The sequence below is a fragment of the Parathalassolituus penaei genome, from assembly GCF_026626885.1.
GTDB classification, from domain to species: domain Bacteria; phylum Pseudomonadota; class Gammaproteobacteria; order Pseudomonadales; family Oceanobacteraceae; genus Oceanobacter; species Oceanobacter penaei.
This window is the reverse complement of the sequence record NZ_JAPNOA010000005.1, coordinates 43,416-65,806: the sequence shown is the minus strand read 5'-3', so window position 1 is coordinate 65,806 and position 22,391 is coordinate 43,416. Positions and strand designations below refer to the sequence as shown.

Sequence of the window (22,391 nt, the reverse complement as noted above, 5' to 3'; positions counted from 1 at the left end):
ACTGGATCTCGCGGCTTGACGTAATACCTTTGGAATAAGCGAACAGAATAATCTTCAAGAGAATCGCCGGATCATAAGCTGGACGCCCACCGGCCTTGCCATCATTGCAGTACAAATCGTCGAATAGGGTTAAATCCAGCCGATCCGAGATCAAATGATGCAAAGCATATTCAAACGTACCTGGCTGAATCTGCTCTTCGAAGTTGATCACAACCATCGACGTCTGGTTGTAATCGTAGTGCTTATACCGTGGCATATCGCTTCCTCGCTGCTGCCAGGAATTTTACCGCAGAAAGGCGATTGAGAGAGGTTTTTCTACAGCTTCAACGCTCAGTTCAGCTGTGGTTTGTATGTTGTGTTTTTTGGCGAATAATGAGCGAAGCGAAGCCAAAAAATGCAACATACAAACCATCGGCTGCAACGTTTTGTTAGCTATTTATATGTGTCTACATAGTAGAATTCGGACCCATTTTCTGCAATAAGCAAAAACCCAGGCTGGTCATGCCCATATAAAACACCGATTATTATATAATTTGGCACGCTTTTAATATATTTAAACAGCTGAGAATCACCTTCAACTCCTTCCGAGGATTCAAGGATATAGTCCTGTAAAGTGAGCGAAGGTCTATTCTTAAATTTAATTGAAAGAAGATCGTTTTTCCGGATTACCTGAGAAGTGGCTATTTTTTCCTCCCCCCACTGGCCAGTCAAATAGCTTTGAAAAACGTCGGGAGAATTGGCAATTTCTTCAGCCATTTTCACAGATACTTGCTTTAGGTACTTTTGCTCGAATATATACCCTTGCTGAATGGTATAACTCTGAGAAAATAAAATTGGTGACTGAAATATACAAAACACAGCTAAACATGCTTTAAATATGTTTTTCAATTTTTATTCCTTGGATAGTGTTCTTTTCGCCACTAGCTAACAGTTTATTCATGCGCATGCGCGTTTTTCTGGTGGCGTGATTTGTTGCAAAAGGATGGTAGGTTTTTGAATCGATTGGTAATTTCCATTTTCATCAAAATCTCCTCCCTGGAAAAACGAGCGCGGACGGCGAGTTATGCGCGTTTTTCTGCTTTAACGTACGCATTAATTCTGCATTCAAAACGAAAAACGATTGCACTTTATGGAGTTACGCTAACAGCATCCGGCAAAACGCGCAATCGCTCTGGAAATACGGGCATGGATTTTCTTTAGCCTGATTATTCTGCGCGCCCGACGCCCGTCACCCGACGCCCGTCACCCGACGCCCGACGCCCGACCCGTCACCCCAGCTGTTGCAGGTATTTACGGCTGACGATCAGCGGGTGATCGAGTCCTTTCAGCTGTACCTGCAGGCGGCCGGTGTCGGTGCGTTGGCTGTAGTCGACGAAATCGAGGTTCAGGATGGTGCCGCGATGGATGCGGCGGAATTGTTCCGGCAGTTGCTGTTCCAGTTCCTTGAGCGGTTGGTTGAGCAGGTATTCGCCGCGTGGGCTGATTACCCGCGTGTATTTGCCATCCGCTTCGAAGCAGGCGATGTCGGTCACGGCGAGGAGCAGTCGGCGCTGGCCGACGCTGATATTGAGGTGTTGCAGTCGGGGTTCGGCGACTGCCGGTGGGGCCGGTTGGCGGGCATTGATCTGTTGTTGCAGGCGTTGCAGGCATTGCTGCAGGCGGTCGGTGCTGACGGGTTTGAGCAGGTAGTCGATGGCTTGCTGGTCAAAAGCTTCTAACGCATGTTCGCTGTGGGCGGTAACAAACACCAGCAGCGGTGGGTGGCTGAGCTGACGGATGCGACGGGCGGCTTCCATGCCGGTGAGAAACGGCATCTGGATGTCCAGAAAGGCGATGTCCGGTTGTTTGGCTTCAATGCTGGCGAGGGCGCTCTGGCCGTCGTGGCAGCGCTCGATGATTGCCAGCTCGGGCCAGAGTTTCTGGAGACGGTTGGCCAGGGCTTGCAGTAATAACGGCTCATCGTCGGCGAGCAGGGCGGTCACGGTCTTGCCGGGGGAAAAGGCCTGAGTGCTCATGCGCTTGCCTCCGGTAAACGCAGGGTGGCACGGGTCAGTGCCGGGCCGGACGCTGGTTCGATGCGCTCCAGGGTCAGGCTGGCGGCGGGGCCGTAGCGATGCTGCAGGCGGGCACGGATATTCTCCAACGCCAGGCCATTGCCGCTTTTGACCGAAGCCGGGGCTGGAGCAGAGGTGGGCGTGGTCAGGCCGACGCCATCGTCGTCGACTTGCAGTACCAGCCCGGTCGGCTGGCGCTGGTAACGGATGCGGATCAGGCCGCTATTGCCCGCCGGAACCAGACCGTGGCCAAAGGCATTTTCGACCAGCGGTTGCAGCAGCAGCGGTGGTATCAAATGGTCGGGCTGCTGGTGATCGGCGTCTATTTCATAACGGATTTCCGGAAAACGCACCTGCTGGATTTGCAGGTAACGTTCGACCATTTGCAGTTCACTGGCCAGCGGCCATTCCGGCATCGCGGCCAGCCGCATGCTGTCGCGCAGGAAGTCGGTGTACAGGCCCAACAGCTGTTGGGCGCGGTCCGGGTCGACGTCGATGAGGGCGCTGACGTTGGCGAGGGTGTTGAACAGAAAGTGCGGTTCGATCTGGTTTTGCAGGGTGCGCAGTTCCATCTCCACTGCCTGACGGCGGGCGGTTTCTCGGGCGGTCATGGCTTGCTGGGCTGCCATCCGGCTCTCTGACAGGCGTGAGATGGCATAAAACACCAGAGACGCCGGTACACAGAAGGTCAGGGCCGATACCCAGGTCTGCAGTAACGACTGATATTCAGACACAAACAGATAGCCGATCAGGGCTCCGTTGAAGGCCGCCAGCGGCTGGATCGCCAGCAGGATACGCAGATCGTTACCGAAGCGTGGCCATGTCACGCGCATGACCAGGGTGATGGTGACAAAACAGCCGAGACCAATGCCGTTGGCAGTGGCGAACACTAACCAGAAGTGTTTCCAGCCCAGCAGGCTGTAGATGATCAGGGTAATGCCGGTGTTGATGATCAGCAGAATGCCGAGGCTGCGCAGCAGTTGCCGGGGAGTTCTAGCCCAGGTACATACCTGTGCTGGCGCGCTGGCGCTGTTCAGAATACCCATTGTCCACCTGTGCTGATTTGCGAGTGCCAGGGCGCGCGGCCGAATTCACTCTGGTTGTTGCCCTGCCAGCCATTGTAGGCAAGCCAGAATGACAGACTCCAGTCTGGCAGCCATTCTGCCTTCAGTTGCCACCAGTGGCTGTGATCGGCGCCCAGTAACAGGGCCTGACTGAGGCGATAGTCGGTATTTTCGTATTGCCAGCTCTGGTACAGGTAGCGTTGCTGGTGGCGATCGTTACCGAGGCTGGCGGCCGCGTTACTGAAGGCGGTGGATTCGGCCGAGGGCGACGTGCTGCTGGCCGAGGTGCTGTCGGACAGCTGATAGAGTGCCTGCTGTTTATCGGCGCTCAGTTTGCGGCGGTCGTAGTGCAGTTCCAGTTGCAGCATCTGGGTCAGGCCCGACCATTGAATGCCCTGACTCAGGCGCGGATACCAGCCGGAGTCCGAGCGTTGCAGATCCGGCAGTTGAGCGGCGACGGCATCGGCGCTGGCGGTCGGCAGGCTGGCCAGCAGGTGGGCGCGGCTTTGTTGATAGCCACTGAGGTAGTGGCTGCCCTGACGGATAAAACTGCTGCCGACCAGTTGCCAGCTGGAGCCGATGACACGGCTGTAGCCGACGCCGAGTCCGGGCCTGCGGCCCTGATATTGCTGGGCCAGCAGGGTGACGGAGAGGGCATCAAAGTCGCGTTCGGCGGCCAGTCCCCATTGTCTGGGCGTGACCTCACCGGCAGCGGGTTGCCATTCGCTGGTGCCGGGCTGGTCGCTGTTGGCGCGGTTGGCTTCGGCCAGTACGGCGGTGAGGGTCCAGTCATCCAGCCAGTGAGTGGCGCTGACCATCCACAGGCCATCCGGGTCGGCGAGCTGGTCGAAGGGGGCGGCGGCGGTCTGGAAAAAGGCCATGGGTTGCATCACGGTGGCCCGTTCAAAATCCTGGCTGAAGCGGCCTGCGCGCAATTGCCAGCCATCCTCCGGTTGCCAGTGCGCCGATAATTCCGCCAGCCGCAGGCGGGTCTGATCGTCGTCCTGCTGGTTGATCTGCTGGTCGAGATAGATCTGCGCGGTCAGGGATTGCCATTGCAGGCGGTCACTCAGACGCAGCTGGGTACTCTGGTCAGCGCAGTCGCTCGAACAGGCGTCCTGGCGGCGGTACTGGTGTTCACCGGCCAGCGTCCAGTTGTGGGTGATGGCGTCGGCAGCGTCGTCGGCGTCAGCCAGTACCAACGGGCTGTGGGGCGTCAGCAGGCCGAGGCTGAGCAGGCCGGGTGCGGCCCGCCAGGTAGGTAAGCGCTTCATTGTACAAACCCCTGGCGGGTGAAGAGGGTGGACGGGTGTTGCGCGGCCACCGGTTCGCTGCTGGTCATGTCGGTGTATTCATCCGGGCGATCCGGGGTATCCAGTCGGGTCTTGCCCACGTACGTCTGGCCTTTGCTGTCAGTGGTCAGCTGGTAGCTGGCGCGCTTCATCAGTTTGCCACTGGCCAGATAGAACTCGGCCTGCAATGGCTGATTGCTGCTGACATCCAGCCACACCACCAGATGCCGGTACGTCGAGGATTTGCGGTCGGCGTCCAGTTCCAGTCGCAAGGCCTGATGATCACCCAGCGGGACGGTTTGCGGGGGTTCGCCGTTCCAGCGGTATTCCCGGTGCCAGCTGAGGCTGGCGATGTCGCCGTAACTGGCCTGGCCCATCAGGCGTTGCATCGGCGTGATACGGATCGACTTGCCGGTGTTGGGGACGTACAGCCACATGGCATCGGTCAGCAGCAGCACTTTCTGGCCACGGGCGCGGGTATCGAGCATTTCCACCCGGGATTCGCCCTGGTCGTTGAACTGCACCCGGTATTCGTTGGTTTCGACGGAGGCCCCGTTGCGGAACAGTTCAATACGCGAGAGTACCTCACCGTTTTCAAAGCGTGAACGCATCAGGTCGGCCTGATGCAGACGCTCCTGGATGTCATCCGCACTGACGCTGGCAGCCTCTGTGCTGGTGGCTGCAGGCGCCGTGGCTGCGGTGGCGGTGGTCTCGGCCCGGAGCGGTAACGAGCACAGCAGCCCACCCGTTGAAAGGCAAAGGATGGCGGCCAGGCGGCGCAGACGAACGGGTGATAACAACATGGCGAGGCTCCTTGCGACGCGGCGGATCAATAGTGGTTGAGGGCGGCAGTGATGGTCATGGCGGTCATGCGGCGTGCCGGTAGCCAGGCGGCGAGGGTGCCACACAGCATCATGGCGGCCAGAATGGCAGGCACTGCCAGCACTTCGACGTTCAGAACCAGCGGGTAGCCGACCGAGCGTCCGGGGGGCGGTGGCATCGGGATGCTGGCCTGGTTGATCAGCAGCATCAGCAGCAAACCAATCTCCAGACCGGCACTGGCACCCAGGGCACCCAGTAGCCAGCCTTCGGCGCTGAACAGGCCGATGACGCGGCCACGGGAAAAACCGAACGCCCGTAAGGTGCCGCTTTCGTTCACCCGTTCCATAAAGGCCATCAGCATGCTGTTGCTGACAGACAGAAACACCACCACCAGAATGATGCCGCCCATCATGCCGAAAATACTGTGGTAGAGATTGACCACCGCGCCATAGAAGGGGAACAGGTCAATCCAGCGTTGCACGCTGATGCTGGTATCGGCCTGCAGGCGGTCGGCGATCAGGTCGGTATTGGCGGTCTCGTACAGCCCGACGACCAGACGGCTGACCTGATCGCTGTCGGTCAGCAGGCTGGCGGCCGCCAGCGAAATCATCACCGAACGTTCGTCCAGCTCCGGAATGCCGGAGCGGTTGATGCCCTTGATGGTGACGTCGATGGCATTGATGCCCTGATAGCGGGTGTTGGTCAGCAGGGTGAGGCTGTCGCCGACACTGACACCGAGATTGCGGGCCAGCCGATCACCAATTACCGCCTGCCAGCCGCTGTCCTGGCCACTGAGATTGCGGCCTTCGACTATCGGGGTAAAGAGGCTGATCTTGCGTTCCTGATCAATATCGACCCCGCGCCCCATCACGGCAATGGTGACATCACCGCTGGAGGCCAGCCCTTCGAACAGGATGCGGCGGGTGGTCAGGCGTACTTCCGGCATGGCCTGTAATTGCTGCTCCAGCTGTTGCGCCTGGGCCGCACTGATGGCTTCGGCACGGGGATCATCAAAACCGTTGTGGGCGGCAATCTGCAGATGGCCGAGGCCGCCCTGGATGGTGCTTTCGCGCAGACCTTCAAAGGTGGCGCTGACATAGCCGATGGACAGCAGCAGGGCGGCGCTACCAAAGGCAATCACGCCGCCCGAGATCAGACTGCGACGGCCGTTGCGAATCAGGTTGAGCCAGCTCAGGGCCAGCCATTTGTTGATTGTCATGCGCTGGTCTCCGGTTGGTGGCAGGTCTGGATACGGCCATCCTGCAGATGGTACTGACGTGGCACTGTGGCCAGCAGACGTTCATCGTGGCTGGAAAACAGCATGGCGGTGCCGAGGTCACGGTTCAGTTGCGCGAGCAGTTCCAGCAGCAGGCTGGTGGACTGGCTGTCGAGGTTCGCGGTGGGTTCGTCGGCCAGCAGCAGGCGTGGCTGGCGTACCAGTGCCCGTGCCACCGCTACACGTTGTTGCTGGCCACCGGACAACTGACCGGGGCGATGGTGCAGGCGTTCGCCAAGACCGACGCGCTCCAGCATGGCGGCGGCTTTTTGCTCGCGCTGACGACGGCTGTCATTACCCAGCAGCAGCGGCAGGCTGACGTTTTCGAGGGCGGTGAGGGCCGGGTTGAGGTTGAAGTTCTGGAAGATAAATCCCAGACCCTGTTCGCGCAGCTGTTCACGCTGGCGCACATCGGCGCTGCGGTTCGACCAGCGTACCGGATTGCCCCATAACACCAGTTCACCGGCATCCGGGGTTTCGAGGGTGCCGATGATGTTCAGCAGGGTGCTTTTGCCACTGCCGGAGTGGCCGGTGATGGCGACCATGGCACCGGCTTCCAGGCAAAGGTCGATGCCTTGCAGGGCGTCGATGCGGTTGTCGCCCTGATCAAAGTGTTTACGCAGACCACTGGCCTGCAGCAGCGGGCTGTTCATGGCTTACTCCTTGAGGGCTTTCAGCTTGTCGGTGACTTGCTGGCGCAGGCTCTCTGGCAGCTGACTCCAGCGGTCCGACTTCATGACGGCTTCGAAGTCCTCGATGGCCAGTTCCTGACGGTTGAACATGGCGGGCAGGTTGGCATTGACGAAGCCGCGTTCAAGGTGGGCCCGCATCTGGTCGCGAGGGTCAGACTGGCGCTGCACCTGGTCCATGGCCTTGTCCATGGCATCGGTACAGCGGTTGACGTAACGCATCTTGTTCCAGGGCAGCCAGGCATCGCGTGCGATGAGGCAGTCGAGGGCGCCGATGTACAGGCCGATCAGGGCTTCCTGCGGGTACTGCTGCTGCCAGGCACGGAAGCGTTCGGCGGTGTCTTCGGCATTGGCTTTTTCGTTGATCACCGCCATATAGGTGTCATGCATGGTGGTGAACTCCGGCAGATCGAGGGTCGCCGCCTGTACGGGCAGGTTCAGGCTGAGCAGGGAGGTCGTCAGCAGGGTCAGCAGTCGTTTTTTCATCATGGCATCCTGGCGTGGCGGAGTGTTGATGAAGCCAGTCTGGAAGATGGCCGACAGGGGCGCGAGCGTCAGGGGAATGAAGTGGAACAGCAGGGGTATGAAGTGGAAGCAGGGCCGTGATCACGACCCTGCTTGTCGGCACCGCGCTCAGTCCGGAGTCGGGCTGTTGCGCGATTGCCCGGCCTGAATAGCCGTCAGGGCGATGGTGTAGATGATGTCCTCGACGGTGGCGCCGCGTGAGAGGTCGTTTACTGGTTTGGCGAGTCCTTGCAGCATCGGGCCGATGCTGATGACGTGGGCGCTGCGTTGCACCGCCTTGTAGGTGGTGTTGCCGGTGTTGAGGTCGGGGAATACCAGTACGGTGGCTTTGCCGGCGACGGCGCTGCCGGGGGCTTTGCTGGCGGCGACGTCGGGGGTGGTGGCGGCGTCGTATTGGAGTGGGCCGTCGACCAGCAGGTCGGGACGACGTTCGCGGACGCGTTGGGTGGCCACCTTGACCTTGTCGACATCGGCACCACTGCCGGAGGAGCCGGTGCTGTAACTGATCATGGCGATTCGTGCAGGAATACCCATAGCCAGTGCGGAGTCGGCGCTCTGGATGGCGATGTCGGCCAGTTCTTCGGCATTGGGATCGGGGTTAACCGCGCAGTCGCCGTACACCAGTACCTGATCCGGCAGGCCCATAAAAAATACCGATGACACCAGCTGGGCGCCGGGCGCAGTCTTGATTAACTGCAGGGCCGGGCGAATGGTGTTGGCGGTGGTGTGGATGGCGCCAGATACCAGTCCGTCGACATGATTGTCGGCCAGCATCATGGTGCCCAGCACCACGTTGTCTTCCAGTTGTGACAGCGCGGCTTGTGCCGTCAGCTGTTTGTGTTTGCGGCGTTCAACCATGGAATCCACGTACTGCAGGCGTGTTGTGGTCGGATCCAGCAGCTGCAAGCCGTCGGGAATATCGAGGCCATTGGCGCTGGCGATCTGGCGGATACGTTCGGGATTACCCAGCAGGATGCAGTGGGCGATACCACGTTGCTGGCAGTTGATCGCCGCTTGCACGGTGCGAGGTTCTTCACCTTCCGGCAGCACAATACGTTTGCTGGCGGCGCGGGCCTTGCTGACGATCTGGTAACGGAACGCAGCCGGGCTCAGATGGCGCGGGTGTGGCGCGCCGATGGTCTGCAGCAGGGTGTCGGCAAACAGATGGTCGGCGACCTGATTCATGATCTGCAGGATTCGTGGCTGGTCATCTACCGGCACTTGTGAGCTGTGCTGTTGCAAGCGCCCGGTCAGGCAGGCCAGCGACTGTTCGCTGCACAGCACTGGCAAACCACTGCTGAAGGCCGGTTGGCAAAGGTGGTTGAGTGCATCCGGCTCAATGGTCTTGCTGTGGCAATCGGTCAGCAGCAACCCGGCCAGTGGCATGCCGTTACTGCTGGCAAGGGCGGCGGCCAGAATCAGGTCGGAACGGTCGGCCGGGGTAATCAGCAGCGTACCGGCATTGAGTGCAGGCAGCGTCTGGTTGAGGCTGGCTGCCCCCACACAAATCGACTGCACCCGACGGTCGGGATCACCTGTGTGCAGCAGATGGGCATGGCAGGGTTTGAGCAGGTCGCTGGTGCGCGGCCACAGCAGCGCCTGGCTGAACGGAATCTGGCCCAGACAGGGAATCAGGTGCTCCTGAACCTTGATGTTGGCCGGTACCTGCAATTTCGGATGGCATTTGTTGACCACAAAACCCAGCACTTCCACGCCCAGATTGAGGTACAGCGACAGCTGTAACTCCAGCTCGTGTAACAACCGGGCATCACCCGGTTGTTCGCCGTTTACCACCAGAATCAGACTGGCATCCAGCGCCTTGGCGATTTCCTGATTCAGGCGGGCGCTGTAGGGCTGGGTGCGGTCGGGCACGATACCTTCCACCAGAACTACGTCGGGCTGTTCTTGCAGTACGTTGTCCTGCAGCGCCACCACATCCTCCAGCACCCGGTCGAGCAGACCGGCGCTGATACGTTGCTGAACCTGATCAAACGCCATGGGGGCGGGTGGGTTCAGATGGCGAACCGCTTGTACCAGTGCGGTGGAACGCTCCGGCTGCTGGTGATCAACCGCCACCGGTTTCAAAAAACCGGCCTTGAGACCACGACGATCAAAAAACTGCAGCAGACCCAGGCTGATGCTGGTGAGGCCGGTTTCCGCGGAAGCCGGAGCAACAAACACATGAATCGGGTTACTCATACCTGGCTCCGGTGCTGATCAGGCGGAAGGTGTCCTGAGCGATCATGCTTTCTTCGTGAGTGGGCACCACCATCACCAATGGTGTGCCGGGCAGGCTGATGCGGCCGTTGTCATCACCATGGCGGGCGTTGAGATCATCACTCAGGCAGAAACGGATGCTGCGCCACTGCGCCAGAATGCGCTGTCGAATCACGGCGGCGTGTTCACCAATACCGCCGGTAAATACCACGGCGTCGATGCTCGGCAGCGAACAGGACAGCGCCGCCAGCTCGCGGGCGGCACGGAAGCAGAAGACGTTGATGGCGCGACTGGCTTCGGTATGTCCAGCGGCTTCGGCTTCCAGCAGGCTGCGCATGTCGTTGCTGATGCCGGACAGTCCCAGCAGGCCGCTGTGCTGGTTGAGATCGGTCATGACCTGCTGGTAATCGAGTCCGTCGTGGCGATGCATGTGATCCGCCAGACCCGGATCGACCGAACCGGAGCGTGATCCCATCACCAGGCCGTCCATCGGCGTCAGGCCCATGCTGGTATCCACCGAACGGCCAGCGCGGATCGCGCAGGCGCTGCAGCCATTGCCGAGGTGGGTGATCAGCAGGTTGCAGTCACTGAGCGGTTTTTGCAGACGGCGTGCGGTTTCGGCAGCGACATAACGGTAACTGGTGCCATGAAAGCCGTAACGGCGCACATCCGACTGTTCGTACCACTGGTACGGTACGGCATACAGATACACCTGCGGGTCCATGGTCTGGTGGAATGAGGTATCAAACACCGCAACCTGCGGTGTATCCGGGAACAGTTCGTGAGTCAGGCGAATCCCCAGCAGATTGCGTGGGTTATGCAGCGGTGCCAGTGACGACAGGCTTTCCAGCTGCTCGATGGCGTTGTCGTTGAGCAGGACGCTGTCGTGGAATAACTCACCGCCATGGACCACCCGGTGGCCGATGCCTTGCAGGTCGTGCAGAACGTGGGCGGCGGCATCCATAAAGGCTTGCAGGGCCGTGCGGTGGTCGGCGCCAGCGGGCAGGTCTTTACGAAGCTCCGGGTCGCCATGAATGATCAGATGAGGAAACTCCTCGCCGAGGCGTTCGGCGAGGGCAGTGAGCATGGGGGTATCCAGTTCGGCACGGGCGAACAGCCCGAATTTGATCGAAGAACTGCCGCAGTTAATCACCAGTACCGGTTCTGCCATGGAAAACTCCTTGTTCCACTGGGGCTGTATTGGCCCCGGATAAATGTGTCTTCAGTGTGACACGCTATCCTGCAGGAGTTTCAGTAGTGTGTCGTAGCTGCGACGGGCGGCTTGACTCAGATCATCAAGCTCGAAACGAATGCCATACAGGAAGTCAGCGCCACGGGCTTCGGCACGAATAACCCGGGCAGGCAGATCAAGCAGGCGATGCTGGCGATTACCAATGGTCAGGCGCAGCAGCTGGCCCTCTTTCAGTTTCAGTGGTGTGATCACGGCCAGGCCATGATGAGAGAGATCGGCACCAATGACCCGATGCGGCGGCATCCAGCGCCCCAGCCAGTTACGGGTGCAGAGGTCGATCTCAAGGCCATTGGCGCTGGTGCGCCGCGATTGGCGGCGCTCACCGGTGCTCATTAACCTTCTCCCTGCGTTGGAGCTGGCGCAGCAGCCGGTTCGCTGTTGCTGGCCGGTTCGGCTTTGGCTTCTTCAACCGCCGGTTCGGCGACAGGGACCGGGCTGGCGTCGGCGGCGGCTTCGGATGATGCCGCTGCGGCATCGGCGGCCTCGACCGGATCGGCAACGTCACCACCCAGTTCAGCCTGTTCGGCCTGCAGACGGTCGTCATCACTGGTTTCGTGATCACGGCCGCTGCCTTTGCTGGTGGCGACCATCACTTCAGGACGAACCGGCTTGCTCATGCGGGCCGGAGCTTCCATACCGTCCGGAATGTCGTAGGCATCGAGTTTGTTGCGGTAAATCAGGCGGCGTACTTCGTAAATGTACATGCCACCGCGTTCGGAATACTTGCTGAGGCCATTGGCCAGTTGTTCGCCGGTAGCATAGCCCTGGCTGGCGACCTGTTTCTGGCGCTCTACCCGTAATGGCTGGTAAACCGGATGGCTGTTGATGTTACGCATGTAGCTGCGGATGGCTTCCAGCGGGTTGTCGAATTTGGCAACTTCGTGGAAAGCACCAGGGGCCCGACGTGATGGCACCAGACCACAGCCCGGGCTATAACACCATTGGCCGAACAGGTTGTTGGCTTCGCGAGCAAAACGTGAGGTGCCCCAGGCGCTTTCGGATGCGGCTTGTGCCAATGCCAGTGATACCGGTACCGGATACACCCGACGCATCAGCAGTTCTTTTTGCTGTTTCGGTTCGGTTGCCCGGATTTCGTATTTGTTGATCAGGGCCTGAACCTCATCGCTGGCCGTGCTGCTGCCATCCCAGCCTTCAACGATTTTACGTTCGGCCAGAATTTCCTGGTTGGCGCGTTCTGCCAGTGGTTTCAGGTACTCAAAAAAAGCCAGTTTACGGGCCTTGGTATCTTCAATAGCGGCGAAGTCAGGCAGCGGTGCGACGGGAGCATTGCTGAGTTCTTCGTCTTTTTTGCCGCAGGCGCTCAGCAGCAAAATACAGATCAGGGCGCAGATTCGTAAGTGCATGAATCAGTCTCGTGGTGGTTTGCCCCGCGAGTGTAGCGGAAGCCGATAATTTGCTCTATTTCGACCGTTGATCGTTTTACTGATTTCAGAAATCGTGCCATCTATCTTGTCTGGCATTGATGTTGCCTGACATCTTGGAAATGTCTGCTGAAATACAAGGCGTTTGTTTGGAGAAGACCATGCATAAACAGCCGTTGATTTTGGTTGCAACACCTTCGCTGGTCGTGCAATCCCTCTTGGCCGAATTGCTGCGGGACTGTGGCGATTTTGTCAGTCTGCCGTCAGCCGAGCGTTTGTTGGCCTGGATGGACGAGCCGGTACCGGTGCCTGACCTGCTGATTCTGGCTGACGATATGCCAGGTCTGGATCTGGCTGCATTTCTGATGCGTTGGCGCTCACATCCGGCAACCCGCAGTGGCCAGCTGGTGTTGATGGGTGAGCAGTCTGTTGCCGCAGAGATTGAGGCTTTGAATCAGGGAGCGTGTCAGTATTTAACAGTACCTTTGGTGCCAGAGTTGGTGCTGGCGCGAGTGTTGGCGGTATTGCGGCAACAAAACGAGTTACGTCTGTTGCGAGGGTTGTCTCATGTGGATCCTTTGACCGGGCTGGCCAATCGTCGACACTTTGACGAATTTATGACAAGTGAATGGCGCTGGGCGCAGCGCCATGACTCCGGTATTGGCGTGGTGATGATCGATATCGACTTCTTCAAAAAGTATAACGATCGTTTTGGACATCAGGCTGGTGATGAATGTTTGTGCCGTGTGGCACATACGCTGGCTTCCGGAGTGAACCGTTCACACGATCTGGTGGCGCGTTATGGCGGTGAAGAATTTGCCGTGATTGTGCCGTCGTTACAGGCCGATGGTGTGCGAGTGGTGGCAGAGCGTTTGTTACAGGCCGTGGATGCGTTGGCGATCGAACATCCCGATGGCCAACATGGTTGCTTGAGTATCAGTCTTGGCAGCAGCTGGTGTTCACCTCGTAATGACAGCAGCCACCGAAGCCTGATCCACGAAGCGGATCAGGCGCTGTATATGGCCAAACATCTCGGGCGGCATAGGCACTGCCGCTTTGGTGAGTTGATGCTGGATGTGACTTGACTCATGAGGGTACTAATAATGCCCATGCCGTAGTTTTTGATCAGTGCGGGTCATCTGCAACCGCACGAATGTAAACAACCAGGCGTTCTTCCAGCTGTTCGCGGGTAGAGAGGCGCCGACATACCGCGTTGCTGTGTTTGGACAGATCGCGCAGTACGGGTAACAGATGGCCCGGTGCGGCGGTGATCACCTCATAGTCGAAGTGATGGTCCTGCACACTCAGCTTAAGCAGTTCCATATATTCACGGTTCAGAATTTGCAGCACGTTGAAGACCCGGTCCTTGTGTTCCATCTCGCTGGCTTCCCAGTAGGCCTGTTCAAGCGCTTCGATCAGCTCCCATATGGTTTCAATGGCTTGCCTGATGTTCATGTTTTCCATGATTTTCCCCTGAAAGAAAGCCCCCCACGATTGCGTAGGGTTTCATTTTAGCCTAGCAGAAACTGGCCAGAGTGCCGGTGACAGGACGGGATAATTACGCGATGGGGTAGCGGGAGAGGGCGGAAACAAAAACGGGTGCCCAAGGCACCCGTTTTAGCGTTGACTGACGAATCAGCCTTCGGTTTTGGCGAAGTGACGCAGGTAACGACGGTTGATGTCGTCACGACCCAGCAGGATCAGGGCGTCGGCAACGTTGAATTCCTTGTCGAGGCAAGGCTCGCCGCACACCTTCACACCGATACGCAGGTAGGCTTTCAGCAGGGAGGGCACGTAAGGAGCGCCATCCATGTCTACACTGAAGCGAGGCAGATGCACTTTTGGCTCGGCGCGCAGGGTTTCCGGAGTGAAGTGTTTTTCACGCAGGTGATTCACGACCGCGATAGCACGGGCATAACCTTCGTTCAGCGGAATGCTGGCGCAACCCATCAGGTAGTCGTAGTTGTGAGCCGACATAAACTGGGCAATACCGGACCACAGCATGCCGATAACGGCGCCGCTGCGGAAATCAGGGTCTACGCAGGTACGACCGATTTCCATATAGGACTTGCCTGGCTGGATGACCTGGCTCAGGTCGAATTCAGTCGCCGAGTAAAAACCGCCAGTCTGTTCAGCGACATCGGAGGTGATAATGCGGCTGTAACCAATTACCTGATCTGTGCTGACGTCTTTCACGATCAGATGCAGGCAGAGGTCATCGAAGCGGTCGCGATCGATACCGGCTTCACCGGAATCAATGTGAGCGCCCATGCCTTCCGCAAAAACCCGATAACGCAATTGCATGGCCTGACGAATCTCGGCCGGGTCTTGAGTGATTCGGGCCACGAGAGGAGCGTCGTTACTCGCGGCACTCTGATGAGCAGTGGCTTGTTGCATGTCGATAACCTGACTGTTGGTTTAATCCTGGCGACTGTAGTTCAACCCTGTGACAGTTGGGTGACATCGCCGCGCTTAGGCCAAGGAGGCGCCATGGTATTGGTAAACACCGGGCAGGTGAACCAGTGTTACAAAAATATTTCACTTTCCTGATCTGGCTTCTGGTTCTGGCAAAGGTTCATTCGGGGCATGCAGAAAATTCTGCACCACCGCCGCTGGATCGTGCCAACGCCCGGATTTTGCTGGAGATTTCACTGTTTCCGGACGATCTTGTGTGGCCCGACTGGCGCTTTCCGTTGACCCTTCCAAGCGACGCCAGTGGTCATGAAAAAGATGCTCTGGAGGCGTTGGCCAATGCCGGAATCTTGCAGCGGGAGCGTCAGATCGTGCGGGAAAATGACGCAAATGGCAGTGCTCGGGTACAGGGCGGCTGGCTGTATCGTATCCATCCAGCCCAGGACGCATTGCGCCAATCCGATGCTGAATGGTTGTTCTACGGACGCGGTCGGGTGCTGGATATTCCGCAGATTTCGGCTCCGGTCTGGAAAGAACCTTACTGGTATCTGGAGGCAGAAATGTCCTGGTGTGTGGAGAGTCCGGCCAGCTGGTTAGCCCTCGATGGCGTCAAACAGCTGTATCGGGCGCGTCGCAGTCTGGAGTCCTGCAAACGGCCATTTCACCAGAGTGTGTATTTCCAGTTTGATGGTCGTCGCTGGGGATATTGGCAGCCGCAGTCCGGCCAGCCGTTGCGTTGATTCACAGGTGAGTGCGTAACCACAAACCGGGCGGGGTACTGAGGCCGGTATCCTGATGCAATATAAGCCCCTGATTGTCCACCACGTAATAACTCGGATAACCACGTATCTGCCATTGCTGACCGATCTCGTGGCTGGCGAGCATCACCGTGCCGTCAAAGCCGGTTTCCTGCACCATTTGCTGCACTTCTTCTGCGGATTGCCAATCCAGCGCCACGGCGATCACTTGCAGGTTGTCTCGCGGCAGGCTGTTTAAGCCCGGCATGCTGACCCGGCAGACACCACACCAGGGCGCAAAAAAATACACGAGTGTGCGCGGCTGCTGTTGCCAATCGATGGTAACGGGCGGGCGGCTATCAGGCAGGTTGCTGATGGTGTGTTTACTGACCAGCAGCGTGCCGCCAAGCGAAGGAGCCGGTTGTGCCGATGGCAACAAATGCCGACCATTCCACGCCAGTACGGCGCTGAACAGGGCGAGCATCATAACGGCTTCCAGCAGCCCGCGTTGCCAGCGCGACAAACGCTGGTAACGGGACTGCCAAGCGGACCACATGCTCAGATCGCCCGCGAGAAACGCTGCTGCTCGTGGCGTTGCAGGTAGGTATCAAAGGCCATACAGGCGTTACGTACCAGCAAACGACCGCGTTCGGTGATATGGATGCCAGCGCTGGAAATATCGACCAGAGCGTCCTGATGCATAGGCGTCAGGCGATCAATATCAGCAGCAAGATAATCACGACTGTTGATGCCGAATTCCTGGTCCAGTGCATCAAAATTGATGTGCAGGTGGCACAGCAGTTCGGTGATCACACGACGACGGATATGGTCATCGGCACTCACCTCACAGACTTTGTTGAGCGGCAATTGCTGCTGGTTCAGGCAGTTTTCGTAGTGTTCCAGTTTCACCTGGTTTTGCAGGTAATAATCACCAATCTGGCTGATGGACGACACCCCGAAGCCCAGCAGGTCGCAGCTGCCGTGGGTGGTGTAACCCTGGAAGTTGCGGTGCAGGGTACCGGATGCCTGGGCAATCGCCAGTTCATCATCCGGTTTGGCGAAGTGGTCCATGCCCACGTAGTGGTAACCGGCTTCCGACAGGCGAGTGATGCAGTGGCCGAGAATCGCCAGCTTTTCTTCTGCGGGTGGCAGGTCTTCGGCGTTGATACGGCGTTGTGGTTTGAATCGTTCCGGCAGGTGAGCGTAGTTAAACACCGACAGACGATCCGGGCTGATATCAATAATGGTTTCGATGGTGCGGGCGAAGCTTTCGAGTGTCTGGTGGGGCAGGCCGTAAATCAGATCGATGTTGATGGAGTGGAAACCCAGTTCGCGGGCTTCGTTCATCACCTGACGGATCATTTCCTCCGATTGCACCCGGTTCACCGCTTCCTGAACTTCGGGTTCGAGGTCCTGCACGCCGTAGCTGATGCGGTTAAAGCCCAGCTCGCGCAGCAGTGTCAGGGTGGTCGGGCGTAATTCCCGTGGGTCCACTTCGATGGAGAAGTCCGCATTGTCGGCTGTACTGAAGCGGAATTGCTGCTTCAGGAAGGTAACCAGATCCACCAGTTCGTCATCACTCAGGAACGTCGGTGTGCCACCGCCCAGGTGCATCTGCTCAACCGCTGCCAGCTGGCCGTCGGCAGCCGGTTGCAACAGCGCGCGCTTGCGGCGGATTTCATCTTTCAGGTAATCCAGATACGGCGCGGCACGGCTGGTGTCCTTGGTCACAATCTTGTTGCAACCGCAGTAGTAACAGACGTGACGACAGAACGGGATGTGCAAATACAGCGACAACGGTTTCTCCGGATCGCGCTGGGCATACGCCTGTTGTTCCATGGCATCGGAATCAACGCTCTGGAATTCCACCGCAGTTGGATACGAGGTGTAGCGAGGGCCAGGACGGTTGTAACGCTGAATCAGCAGTGGGTCCCAAAATACGGATTCTGTCATGAGGGGCTCGTGTTCTGGTGAAGGGCTGGAATGACCTTACTGTGGGCGCCAGTTGGACACCATAGGCCAGAGGTCGAAAGAACAGGCGTTAACGATAGCTTCTTGAACGTTCTTTGGGTTGTTTCAGGTCAATAACCTGAATTTCCGTTTCTGGAAATCTGTAATTCGGCGAGTATCGCGGTTGGTCGAATTGCTATCCTCAATGTAGGATCGTTAGATAATTGGATCGAGAAGACCATAATTTAAAGTCGCAGGAGGGACTTATGCCCAAGAAGCCGTTTTCAGCGGAAGAAATCGCGTGGCAACGTGAACGCATTATGGACAGCGCGGCAACCGTGATGGCAGATCTGGGTTTCCATGCTCTGTCCATGCGCAAACTGGCATCCGCCTTGTCTATGACGGCCAGTAACATCTACAACTACTTCCCCGGTAAGGAATCGCTGCTGCTGAATATCCGCCGCCGTGGTTTTGAGTTGTTGTTCCAGCAAATCCGTCAGCCGGTTGCCATCCAGCTGCCTGCCGCTGAACTGCTGGAACAGTTTGTGCGTCAGCTGATCGGTTTCTGCCGGAGTCGCCCGGGTTATTACCAGCTGATGTTCCAGCCACCACGTAGCAGCGTGGGTACCGAACCTCTGACCGATGAAGATCAGGGCGTGGCCATGCAGCTCGATCGTCTGCAGGAAGAATGGCAGCGTCATACGCTGGTGTTGCTGGAAGATGTGTCACCAGCGCTGGCATCCCGTTCGGAAGCCGAAAAACGTCGCGTCGCGCTGTTTTTCCTGACGTCTATTCACGGCCTGGTGGACTGTTATCACTACCGTTCCCTGCCCATGCTGATGAATGGTCTGGAACTGATTCCGGACGATGTGCTGCAACCTCACATCCACTGGCTGTTGTCGGCACTGGATCAGCCGGTCTCGGCGCTGGCCTGAGTCAGTCCTTCGGCGTGGTTTTCAGCCTGGCGGCGTTTGTGTGCGCAGGCTCAAACCCACCGCCAGAATCTCGGCAATCACCCGGTACAAAGCCTCGGGGATTTCCTCGTCTTGCTGTAATTGCCCCAACCAGCGGGTTAACTCGGCGTTTTCGTAAATCGGAATGTTGTGTGCCAGCGCCAGGCTGATAATCGCCTGTGCGAGGGCGTCTTCGCCGTGGGCGATCAGATGCGGGGCGTCATGTTTGTCGGGTTGATAACCCAATGCCACGGCGGCCGTGCTGTTGAGCAAGGATTCCGGAATGCCGGGCTTTTTATCCTGGGTGGCCATCACTTGCTCCTGTTGTCGGGGGGCCACTTAAGCTCGGCTTAAGTTGGCTCTGGTTATCCTGTTGGTGACGACTGACGTGTGGTCCGGTTCAGTTCAGGTAAAGAGATCGACCAGACTGCGCTGGATGCGGGTCTGGTTTCCACTGGGGGCCTGTCCAAAACGGGCATCAAGATCATTCACTTCCGCTCCGGCGGCCTGTAAACGCTGACGCAAGCCCGGTAGCTGCTGGTGTAACTGGCGCAAGCTGTCCGGATTCTGCGACCAGAAGGTCACCGCCAGTTTTGGCCAGCCAATGCGGGCGTCGATCTGCACACAACCAATACCGTCGAGTTCCAGTTGTAATTGCAGTCGCCACTGGGCTTTGGCTGTGGATTTATGTGTTTGCTCGTGGGAGCTGTCGTCATCCGGGTGCCAGCTCATGGCTACCGCAGCGGGTCGTTCCTGCTGGCGATACAACAGGCTGGTATCCAGACCGCTGTTGTCCGGGGCCTGATGCTGGGTGATCAGACGATGCTGTTGAAGTTCGATATCGGCCAGCGCGGTTTGTAACTGTCGTTGCAGAGGGGATGCGCCAGAGTCGGTTTGCAGCCGCAGCAGAGTGGGTTGCTCGGCGTTGTCGGCTTGTGCGCCCGGTTGGCTGGCTGCCAATAACCGTCCGAGCACGGCTTTTATGTCCCGCTGACCCGCCAGCAGGTTATCGGCGTTGTTATTCAGGCCGCCAAACAGGCGGTTGGCTTCCTGCAACAGACGGCTGGCGGAGTCGTCTTCCGTACCATTGGCCAGAGCAAACAGGCTGGACTCCATAAACAGCCCGCTCTGTTGTAACGCGCTACGCACACCTTGCTGGGTGCCAAGCTGCTCACTGGTCGGCAGCTGCTGAACAAAGTTCTGCAGAATCTGGCGCAGCGCAGGATTACGGCTCTGTACAACCTGCGCCAGCGCGCCCAGCAAGCGCTGACTGGCGGCCACATGGTTGTCTGCTGTGGCCGTAGCAGGGCTGGAAGTGGTATTGGCGGATGATGCGCCATTTGTTGGTCGCTGCGGCTGATACAGATTGGTCGAGGCTGATGGCGGCGCGGCGGACGGTGGCATTGGTAATAACGCCTGCCGACCACTGACCCAGCGTTGTAACAGCTCTGGGTTTGGCAGTTTTACTCCTGACGGCAAGGAATCCGGCTGAGCAGCCGTGGGGTTGTTGTTGGGTGTGTTGCTTGTGATGTTAGTGGTGCTGCTGAGCGCTGGAGTCGGGGTCGCCGCTGGACTGGACGCTGGTGTTGCAGATGTAGCTGTAGACGGAGCTGTAGGAGACGCCTGGGTCAGCCCGGCTGCCGCAGTTTTGCCGTTATAACCAAGGGCGGTTGTTAACGGCGGCAGAGCGGGTGTGTTGCCTGATGGGTTGCCAATCGATGCACTCATAACACGACTCCCGGAACCGGCAGGTAGGCTTTGCGAGTCTGCCACGGAAGTGTTCGAGTTGCCGCTGGTTGCAGACAACTGGTTCGAGGGCCCCGTGAGAGCGCTGTTGGCAAGTGGTGCCGAGCGCACAAACCACTGGCCGCTGCGGTTCAGTAATTGCAGATCCAGCCCTTTCGGCAAGGTTGCTGCTGGCTGACTCAAACGCACCTGCACCGGCAGTTTTTGTTCCGTAACAAGCAGGTCGAGTAACGAGGTGCGGCGATTGGTCGCACCTGTGCTCAATTGGTCGAAATTCTTTGCTACCTTCGCAGCAACTTCGGTGGTCTGGCCCGCACTGGCAGCTGCCAGACGGTCTAACAGGCTGCGTCCCCGACTGCTGGTCGATAACAGCTCAACCAGCTGCTCGCTCAGCACCGGACGGCCGTCGGACTCAGTATTGACGCTGGCTGGCGCGCTGTCGCTGGTGGTCGGACGCGACAGTTGCTGGCGCAGGCTGGCAGGCAGCAGGGGAATAATCGGATTACTCATGTTCGCCAATATCGGCCAGAACGACCTGAACTTGAGTGGCTTCATGACCCTGGTCAACGGATGTTCAAGGCAGCGCCCGCGCGGTTTTTGTATATAATGCGTGCGCTTTTCGGCCTGCCATTTTGCGGGTCGTGTGAACCGGAGTAGTCATGGCCCTGTCGTTTGCTGCCGATAGTGTTTCCCTGAGCGCTCGCCAGTTGTTGTGCGAGCGTGACGACCGTGTGCTGTTTGAAAATCTGGACCTGGATGTCCGTAACGGTGACCTGCTGCAGCTGGCCGGTCCGAACGGTGCCGGGAAAACCACCTTGCTGCGTTTGCTGGCGGGTCTGAATCGCGATTACGAAGGTGATTTGCTCTGGCACGCCGAGCCGTTACACGATTGTTTTGCCGAGTATGCCGCCAACCGTGTGTATCTTGGCCACCTGGCGGCGATCAAACGGGCACTGACACCCATCGAGAATCTGCGCTGGCTGATGAGCCCGTGGCAGAACGCCGGGCTGGAATTACACGAAGACGATCTCTGGCAGGCTCTGGCCGAAGTGCAGCTGGGCGGGTTTGAGGATACTCCCTGCAATCAGTTGTCGGCTGGTCAGCAGCGCCGTGTTGGTTTGTCGCGTCTGGCGCTGGTGCCTGCGCCGCTGTGGATTCTCGATGAGCCGTTTACGGCCCTCGACGTGGAAGGGGTGTCCTGGCTGGAAGAACGTATCCAGCGTCAGGTTGCTGCCGGTGGTGCGGTGATTATCACCAGTCACCATGCCTTGCAGGGGATTCCATCCCTGCGCCGTCTGGAGCTGGGAGTGCGCGCCACGGAGGGACGTTCATGAGTCTGGTACGTGCAACGGTACGCCGCGATTTGTTGCTGGCAGCCCGTAATCCGGGTGAATGGCTGAACCCGTTGATGTTTTTCCTGATGGTGGCGGCCATGTTCCCGCTCGCCGTCGATCCGGATCCGGCGTTTCTGGCGAAAATTGCCGGTGGCATTATCTGGGTTGCGGCCTTGCTGGCGACCTTGCTGTCACTGGATTCACTGTACAAGGCCGACGTTGAGGACGGCACGCTGGAACAGTGGCTGGCCTCCGGTGAGTCGCTGTATATGCTGGCACTGGCCAAGGCGCTGGTGCACTGGTTGTGCAGTGGTCTGCCATTGACCCTGATGTCGCCGGTGCTGGCATTAATGATGGCGCTGCCGGATGACGCTTATGGCGCGCTGGTGCTGAGCCTGCTGATTGCCACACCGATTCTCAGTTTGCTGGGGTCGGTGGGAGCGGCGTTAACCGCCGGGGTGCGCAGTGGTGGCCTGTTGCTGAGTCTGCTGATTCTGCCGCTGTATATTCCGGTGCTGATTTTTGCGGCCAGTGCGGTGTACCACGCCAGCATTGGTATGAGTTTTAACAGTCAGCTGGGCTTTCTGGGCGCCATGCTGGCATTGGCCATGTGTCTGACGCCGTTTGCGGCGGCAGCTGCCTTGCGCCTGAACCTGTCACGCTGACAGGCCGATTGAGAGTTGGAG

At 58.4% G+C, this 22,391-nt stretch carries 24 protein-coding genes; 5 read left to right on the top strand and 19 right to left on the bottom strand.

Features of this window, described 5'->3' with window-relative positions; genetic code table 11:
• The 13 genes from OUO13_RS01065 to OUO13_RS01005 form a co-directional block, all read right to left on the bottom strand.
• Window positions 1–256, bottom strand: a 256-nt coding sequence (locus OUO13_RS01065; protein WP_283171996.1) for a transposase, incomplete at its 3' end; no start/stop codon positions are given.
• A gap of 176 nt (window positions 257–432) precedes the next feature.
• Entirely contained in the window at window positions 433–888 is a 456-nt protein-coding gene (locus OUO13_RS01060) for a hypothetical protein (RefSeq protein WP_283171995.1), read from the bottom strand.
• A gap of 380 nt (window positions 889–1,268) precedes the next feature.
• Complete coding sequence (locus OUO13_RS01055; RefSeq protein ID WP_283171994.1) at window positions 1,269–2,015, bottom strand: LytR/AlgR family response regulator transcription factor; 747 nt, start codon at window positions 2,013–2,015, stop codon at window positions 1,269–1,271.
• Window positions 2,012–3,100: a sensor histidine kinase gene (locus tag OUO13_RS01050; protein ID WP_283171993.1), complete on the bottom strand. Its 1,089-nt coding sequence runs from the start codon at window positions 3,098–3,100 to the stop codon at window positions 2,012–2,014. The genes OUO13_RS01055 and OUO13_RS01050 overlap by 4 nt, the downstream gene beginning before the upstream one ends.
• Window positions 3,088–4,392, bottom strand: coding sequence for a hypothetical protein (locus OUO13_RS01045; protein ID WP_283171992.1), 1,305 nt, complete (start codon window positions 4,390–4,392; stop codon window positions 3,088–3,090). The genes OUO13_RS01050 and OUO13_RS01045 overlap by 13 nt, the downstream gene beginning before the upstream one ends.
• Window positions 4,389–5,213: an outer membrane lipoprotein-sorting protein gene (locus OUO13_RS01040; protein ID WP_283171991.1), complete on the bottom strand. Its 825-nt coding sequence runs from the start codon at window positions 5,211–5,213 to the stop codon at window positions 4,389–4,391. The genes OUO13_RS01045 and OUO13_RS01040 overlap by 4 nt, the downstream gene beginning before the upstream one ends.
• A 26-nt stretch (window positions 5,214–5,239) precedes the next feature.
• Complete coding sequence (locus OUO13_RS01035; RefSeq protein WP_283171990.1) at window positions 5,240–6,451, bottom strand: ABC transporter permease; 1,212 nt, start codon at window positions 6,449–6,451, stop codon at window positions 5,240–5,242.
• On the bottom strand, window positions 6,448–7,161 hold the full coding sequence (locus tag OUO13_RS01030) for an ABC transporter ATP-binding protein (protein ID WP_283171989.1): 714 nt from the start codon (window positions 7,159–7,161) through the stop codon (window positions 6,448–6,450). The genes OUO13_RS01035 and OUO13_RS01030 overlap by 4 nt, the downstream gene beginning before the upstream one ends.
• 3 nt (window positions 7,162–7,164) lie before the next feature.
• Window positions 7,165–7,683 carry a hypothetical protein gene (locus tag OUO13_RS01025; protein ID WP_283171988.1) on the bottom strand — a complete coding sequence of 173 codons (519 nt, stop codon included), beginning with the start codon at window positions 7,681–7,683 and terminating at the stop codon, window positions 7,165–7,167.
• Between the two features lie 147 nt (window positions 7,684–7,830).
• On the bottom strand, window positions 7,831–9,921 hold the full coding sequence (gene pta, locus OUO13_RS01020; RefSeq protein ID WP_283171987.1) for a phosphate acetyltransferase: 2,091 nt from the start codon (window positions 9,919–9,921) through the stop codon (window positions 7,831–7,833).
• On the bottom strand, window positions 9,914–11,110 hold the full coding sequence (locus OUO13_RS01015) for an acetate/propionate family kinase (protein WP_283171986.1): 1,197 nt from the start codon (window positions 11,108–11,110) through the stop codon (window positions 9,914–9,916). Before OUO13_RS01015 ends, pta begins: the two co-directional genes overlap by 8 nt.
• A gap of 51 nt (window positions 11,111–11,161) precedes the next feature.
• Window positions 11,162–11,524, bottom strand: coding sequence for a PilZ domain-containing protein (locus OUO13_RS01010; RefSeq protein ID WP_283171985.1), 363 nt, complete (start codon window positions 11,522–11,524; stop codon window positions 11,162–11,164).
• Window positions 11,524–12,555: a glucosaminidase domain-containing protein gene (locus OUO13_RS01005; RefSeq protein ID WP_283171984.1), complete on the bottom strand. Its 1,032-nt coding sequence runs from the start codon at window positions 12,553–12,555 to the stop codon at window positions 11,524–11,526. Before OUO13_RS01005 ends, OUO13_RS01010 begins: the two co-directional genes overlap by 1 nt.
• Before the next feature lie 179 nt (window positions 12,556–12,734).
• On the opposite strand from OUO13_RS01005, the gene OUO13_RS01000 reads away from it, so the two are divergent.
• Window positions 12,735–13,658, top strand: a complete 924-nt coding sequence (locus tag OUO13_RS01000) for a GGDEF domain-containing protein (RefSeq protein ID WP_283171983.1) — start codon at window positions 12,735–12,737, stop codon at window positions 13,656–13,658.
• A gap of 40 nt (window positions 13,659–13,698) precedes the next feature.
• On the opposite strand, the gene OUO13_RS00995 is transcribed toward OUO13_RS01000, so the two are convergent.
• Complete coding sequence (locus OUO13_RS00995; RefSeq protein WP_283171982.1) at window positions 13,699–14,037, bottom strand: hypothetical protein; 339 nt, start codon at window positions 14,035–14,037, stop codon at window positions 13,699–13,701.
• A gap of 171 nt (window positions 14,038–14,208) precedes the next feature.
• Window positions 14,209–14,970 carry a GNAT family N-acetyltransferase gene (locus OUO13_RS00990; protein ID WP_283171981.1) on the bottom strand — a complete coding sequence of 254 codons (762 nt, stop codon included), beginning with the start codon at window positions 14,968–14,970 and terminating at the stop codon, window positions 14,209–14,211.
• A gap of 125 nt (window positions 14,971–15,095) precedes the next feature.
• Between OUO13_RS00990 and OUO13_RS00985 the strand changes: the two genes are divergently transcribed.
• Window positions 15,096–15,725, top strand: a complete 630-nt coding sequence (locus OUO13_RS00985) for a hypothetical protein (protein WP_283171980.1) — start codon at window positions 15,096–15,098, stop codon at window positions 15,723–15,725.
• A 1-nt stretch (window position 15,726) separates the two neighbouring features.
• Here OUO13_RS00985 and OUO13_RS00980 read toward each other — a convergent pair whose 3' ends face one another.
• Together OUO13_RS00980 and hemN are read right to left on the bottom strand one after the other, a co-directional pair.
• Window positions 15,727–16,278, bottom strand: a complete 552-nt coding sequence (locus OUO13_RS00980) for a redoxin family protein (protein WP_283171979.1) — start codon at window positions 16,276–16,278, stop codon at window positions 15,727–15,729.
• A 2-nt stretch (window positions 16,279–16,280) separates the two neighbouring features.
• Window positions 16,281–17,675, bottom strand: a complete 1,395-nt coding sequence (gene hemN, locus OUO13_RS00975) for an oxygen-independent coproporphyrinogen III oxidase (protein ID WP_283171978.1) — start codon at window positions 17,673–17,675, stop codon at window positions 16,281–16,283.
• Between the two features lie 263 nt (window positions 17,676–17,938).
• Between hemN and OUO13_RS00970 the strand changes: the two genes are divergently transcribed.
• The gene (locus OUO13_RS00970) at window positions 17,939–18,607 is read left to right on the top strand and encodes a TetR/AcrR family transcriptional regulator (RefSeq protein WP_283171977.1); all 669 of its coding nucleotides are present in this window, start codon (window positions 17,939–17,941) and stop codon (window positions 18,605–18,607) included.
• A gap of 21 nt (window positions 18,608–18,628) precedes the next feature.
• On the opposite strand, the gene OUO13_RS00965 is transcribed toward OUO13_RS00970, so the two are convergent.
• Entirely contained in the window at window positions 18,629–18,937 is a 309-nt protein-coding gene (locus OUO13_RS00965) for an EscU/YscU/HrcU family type III secretion system export apparatus switch protein (protein ID WP_283171976.1), read from the bottom strand.
• 93 nt (window positions 18,938–19,030) lie between these two features.
• Window positions 19,031–20,881, bottom strand: a complete 1,851-nt coding sequence (gene fliK / locus OUO13_RS00960) for a flagellar hook-length control protein FliK (protein WP_283171975.1) — start codon at window positions 20,879–20,881, stop codon at window positions 19,031–19,033.
• Between the two features lie 149 nt (window positions 20,882–21,030).
• Between fliK and ccmA the strand changes: the two genes are divergently transcribed.
• Both ccmA and ccmB read left to right on the top strand, forming a co-directional pair.
• A complete protein-coding gene (gene ccmA / locus OUO13_RS00955; protein WP_283171974.1) occupies window positions 21,031–21,705 on the top strand; it encodes a cytochrome c biogenesis heme-transporting ATPase CcmA in 675 nt (224 codons plus the stop codon).
• The gene (gene ccmB / locus OUO13_RS00950) at window positions 21,702–22,370 is read left to right on the top strand and encodes a heme exporter protein CcmB (protein WP_283171973.1); all 669 of its coding nucleotides are present in this window, start codon (window positions 21,702–21,704) and stop codon (window positions 22,368–22,370) included. The genes ccmA and ccmB overlap by 4 nt, the downstream gene beginning before the upstream one ends.
• The last annotated feature ends 21 nt before the right edge of the window (window positions 22,371–22,391 follow it).

Coding starts and splice junctions, on each gene's coding strand:
- OUO13_RS01055 (WP_283171994.1), bottom strand. CDS start 2,015: ATGAGCACTCAGGCCTTTTCCCCCGGCAAGACCGTGACCGCCCTGCTC.
- OUO13_RS01050 (WP_283171993.1), bottom strand. CDS start 3,100: ATGGGTATTCTGAACAGCGCCAGCGCGCCAGCACAGGTATGTACCTGG.
- OUO13_RS01045 (WP_283171992.1), bottom strand. CDS start 4,392: ATGAAGCGCTTACCTACCTGGCGGGCCGCACCCGGCCTGCTCAGCCTC.
- OUO13_RS01040 (WP_283171991.1), bottom strand. CDS start 5,213: ATGTTGTTATCACCCGTTCGTCTGCGCCGCCTGGCCGCCATCCTTTGC.
- OUO13_RS01035 (WP_283171990.1), bottom strand. CDS start 6,451: ATGACAATCAACAAATGGCTGGCCCTGAGCTGGCTCAACCTGATTCGC.
- OUO13_RS01030 (WP_283171989.1), bottom strand. CDS start 7,161: ATGAACAGCCCGCTGCTGCAGGCCAGTGGTCTGCGTAAACACTTTGAT.
- OUO13_RS01025 (WP_283171988.1), bottom strand. CDS start 7,683: ATGAAAAAACGACTGCTGACCCTGCTGACGACCTCCCTGCTCAGCCTG.
- pta (WP_283171987.1), bottom strand. CDS start 9,921: ATGAGTAACCCGATTCATGTGTTTGTTGCTCCGGCTTCCGCGGAAACC.
- OUO13_RS01015 (WP_283171986.1), bottom strand. CDS start 11,110: ATGGCAGAACCGGTACTGGTGATTAACTGCGGCAGTTCTTCGATCAAA.
- OUO13_RS01010 (WP_283171985.1), bottom strand. CDS start 11,524: ATGAGCACCGGTGAGCGCCGCCAATCGCGGCGCACCAGCGCCAATGGC.
- OUO13_RS01005 (WP_283171984.1), bottom strand. CDS start 12,555: ATGCACTTACGAATCTGCGCCCTGATCTGTATTTTGCTGCTGAGCGCC.
- OUO13_RS01000 (WP_283171983.1), top strand. CDS start 12,735: ATGCATAAACAGCCGTTGATTTTGGTTGCAACACCTTCGCTGGTCGTG.
- OUO13_RS00995 (WP_283171982.1), bottom strand. CDS start 14,037: ATGGAAAACATGAACATCAGGCAAGCCATTGAAACCATATGGGAGCTG.
- OUO13_RS00990 (WP_283171981.1), bottom strand. CDS start 14,970: ATGCAACAAGCCACTGCTCATCAGAGTGCCGCGAGTAACGACGCTCCT.
- OUO13_RS00980 (WP_283171979.1), bottom strand. CDS start 16,278: ATGTGGTCCGCTTGGCAGTCCCGTTACCAGCGTTTGTCGCGCTGGCAA.
- hemN (WP_283171978.1), bottom strand. CDS start 17,675: ATGACAGAATCCGTATTTTGGGACCCACTGCTGATTCAGCGTTACAAC.
- OUO13_RS00970 (WP_283171977.1), top strand. CDS start 17,939: ATGCCCAAGAAGCCGTTTTCAGCGGAAGAAATCGCGTGGCAACGTGAA.
- OUO13_RS00965 (WP_283171976.1), bottom strand. CDS start 18,937: ATGGCCACCCAGGATAAAAAGCCCGGCATTCCGGAATCCTTGCTCAAC.
- fliK (WP_283171975.1), bottom strand. CDS start 20,881: ATGAGTAATCCGATTATTCCCCTGCTGCCTGCCAGCCTGCGCCAGCAA.
- ccmA (WP_283171974.1), top strand. CDS start 21,031: ATGGCCCTGTCGTTTGCTGCCGATAGTGTTTCCCTGAGCGCTCGCCAG.
- ccmB (WP_283171973.1), top strand. CDS start 21,702: ATGAGTCTGGTACGTGCAACGGTACGCCGCGATTTGTTGCTGGCAGCC.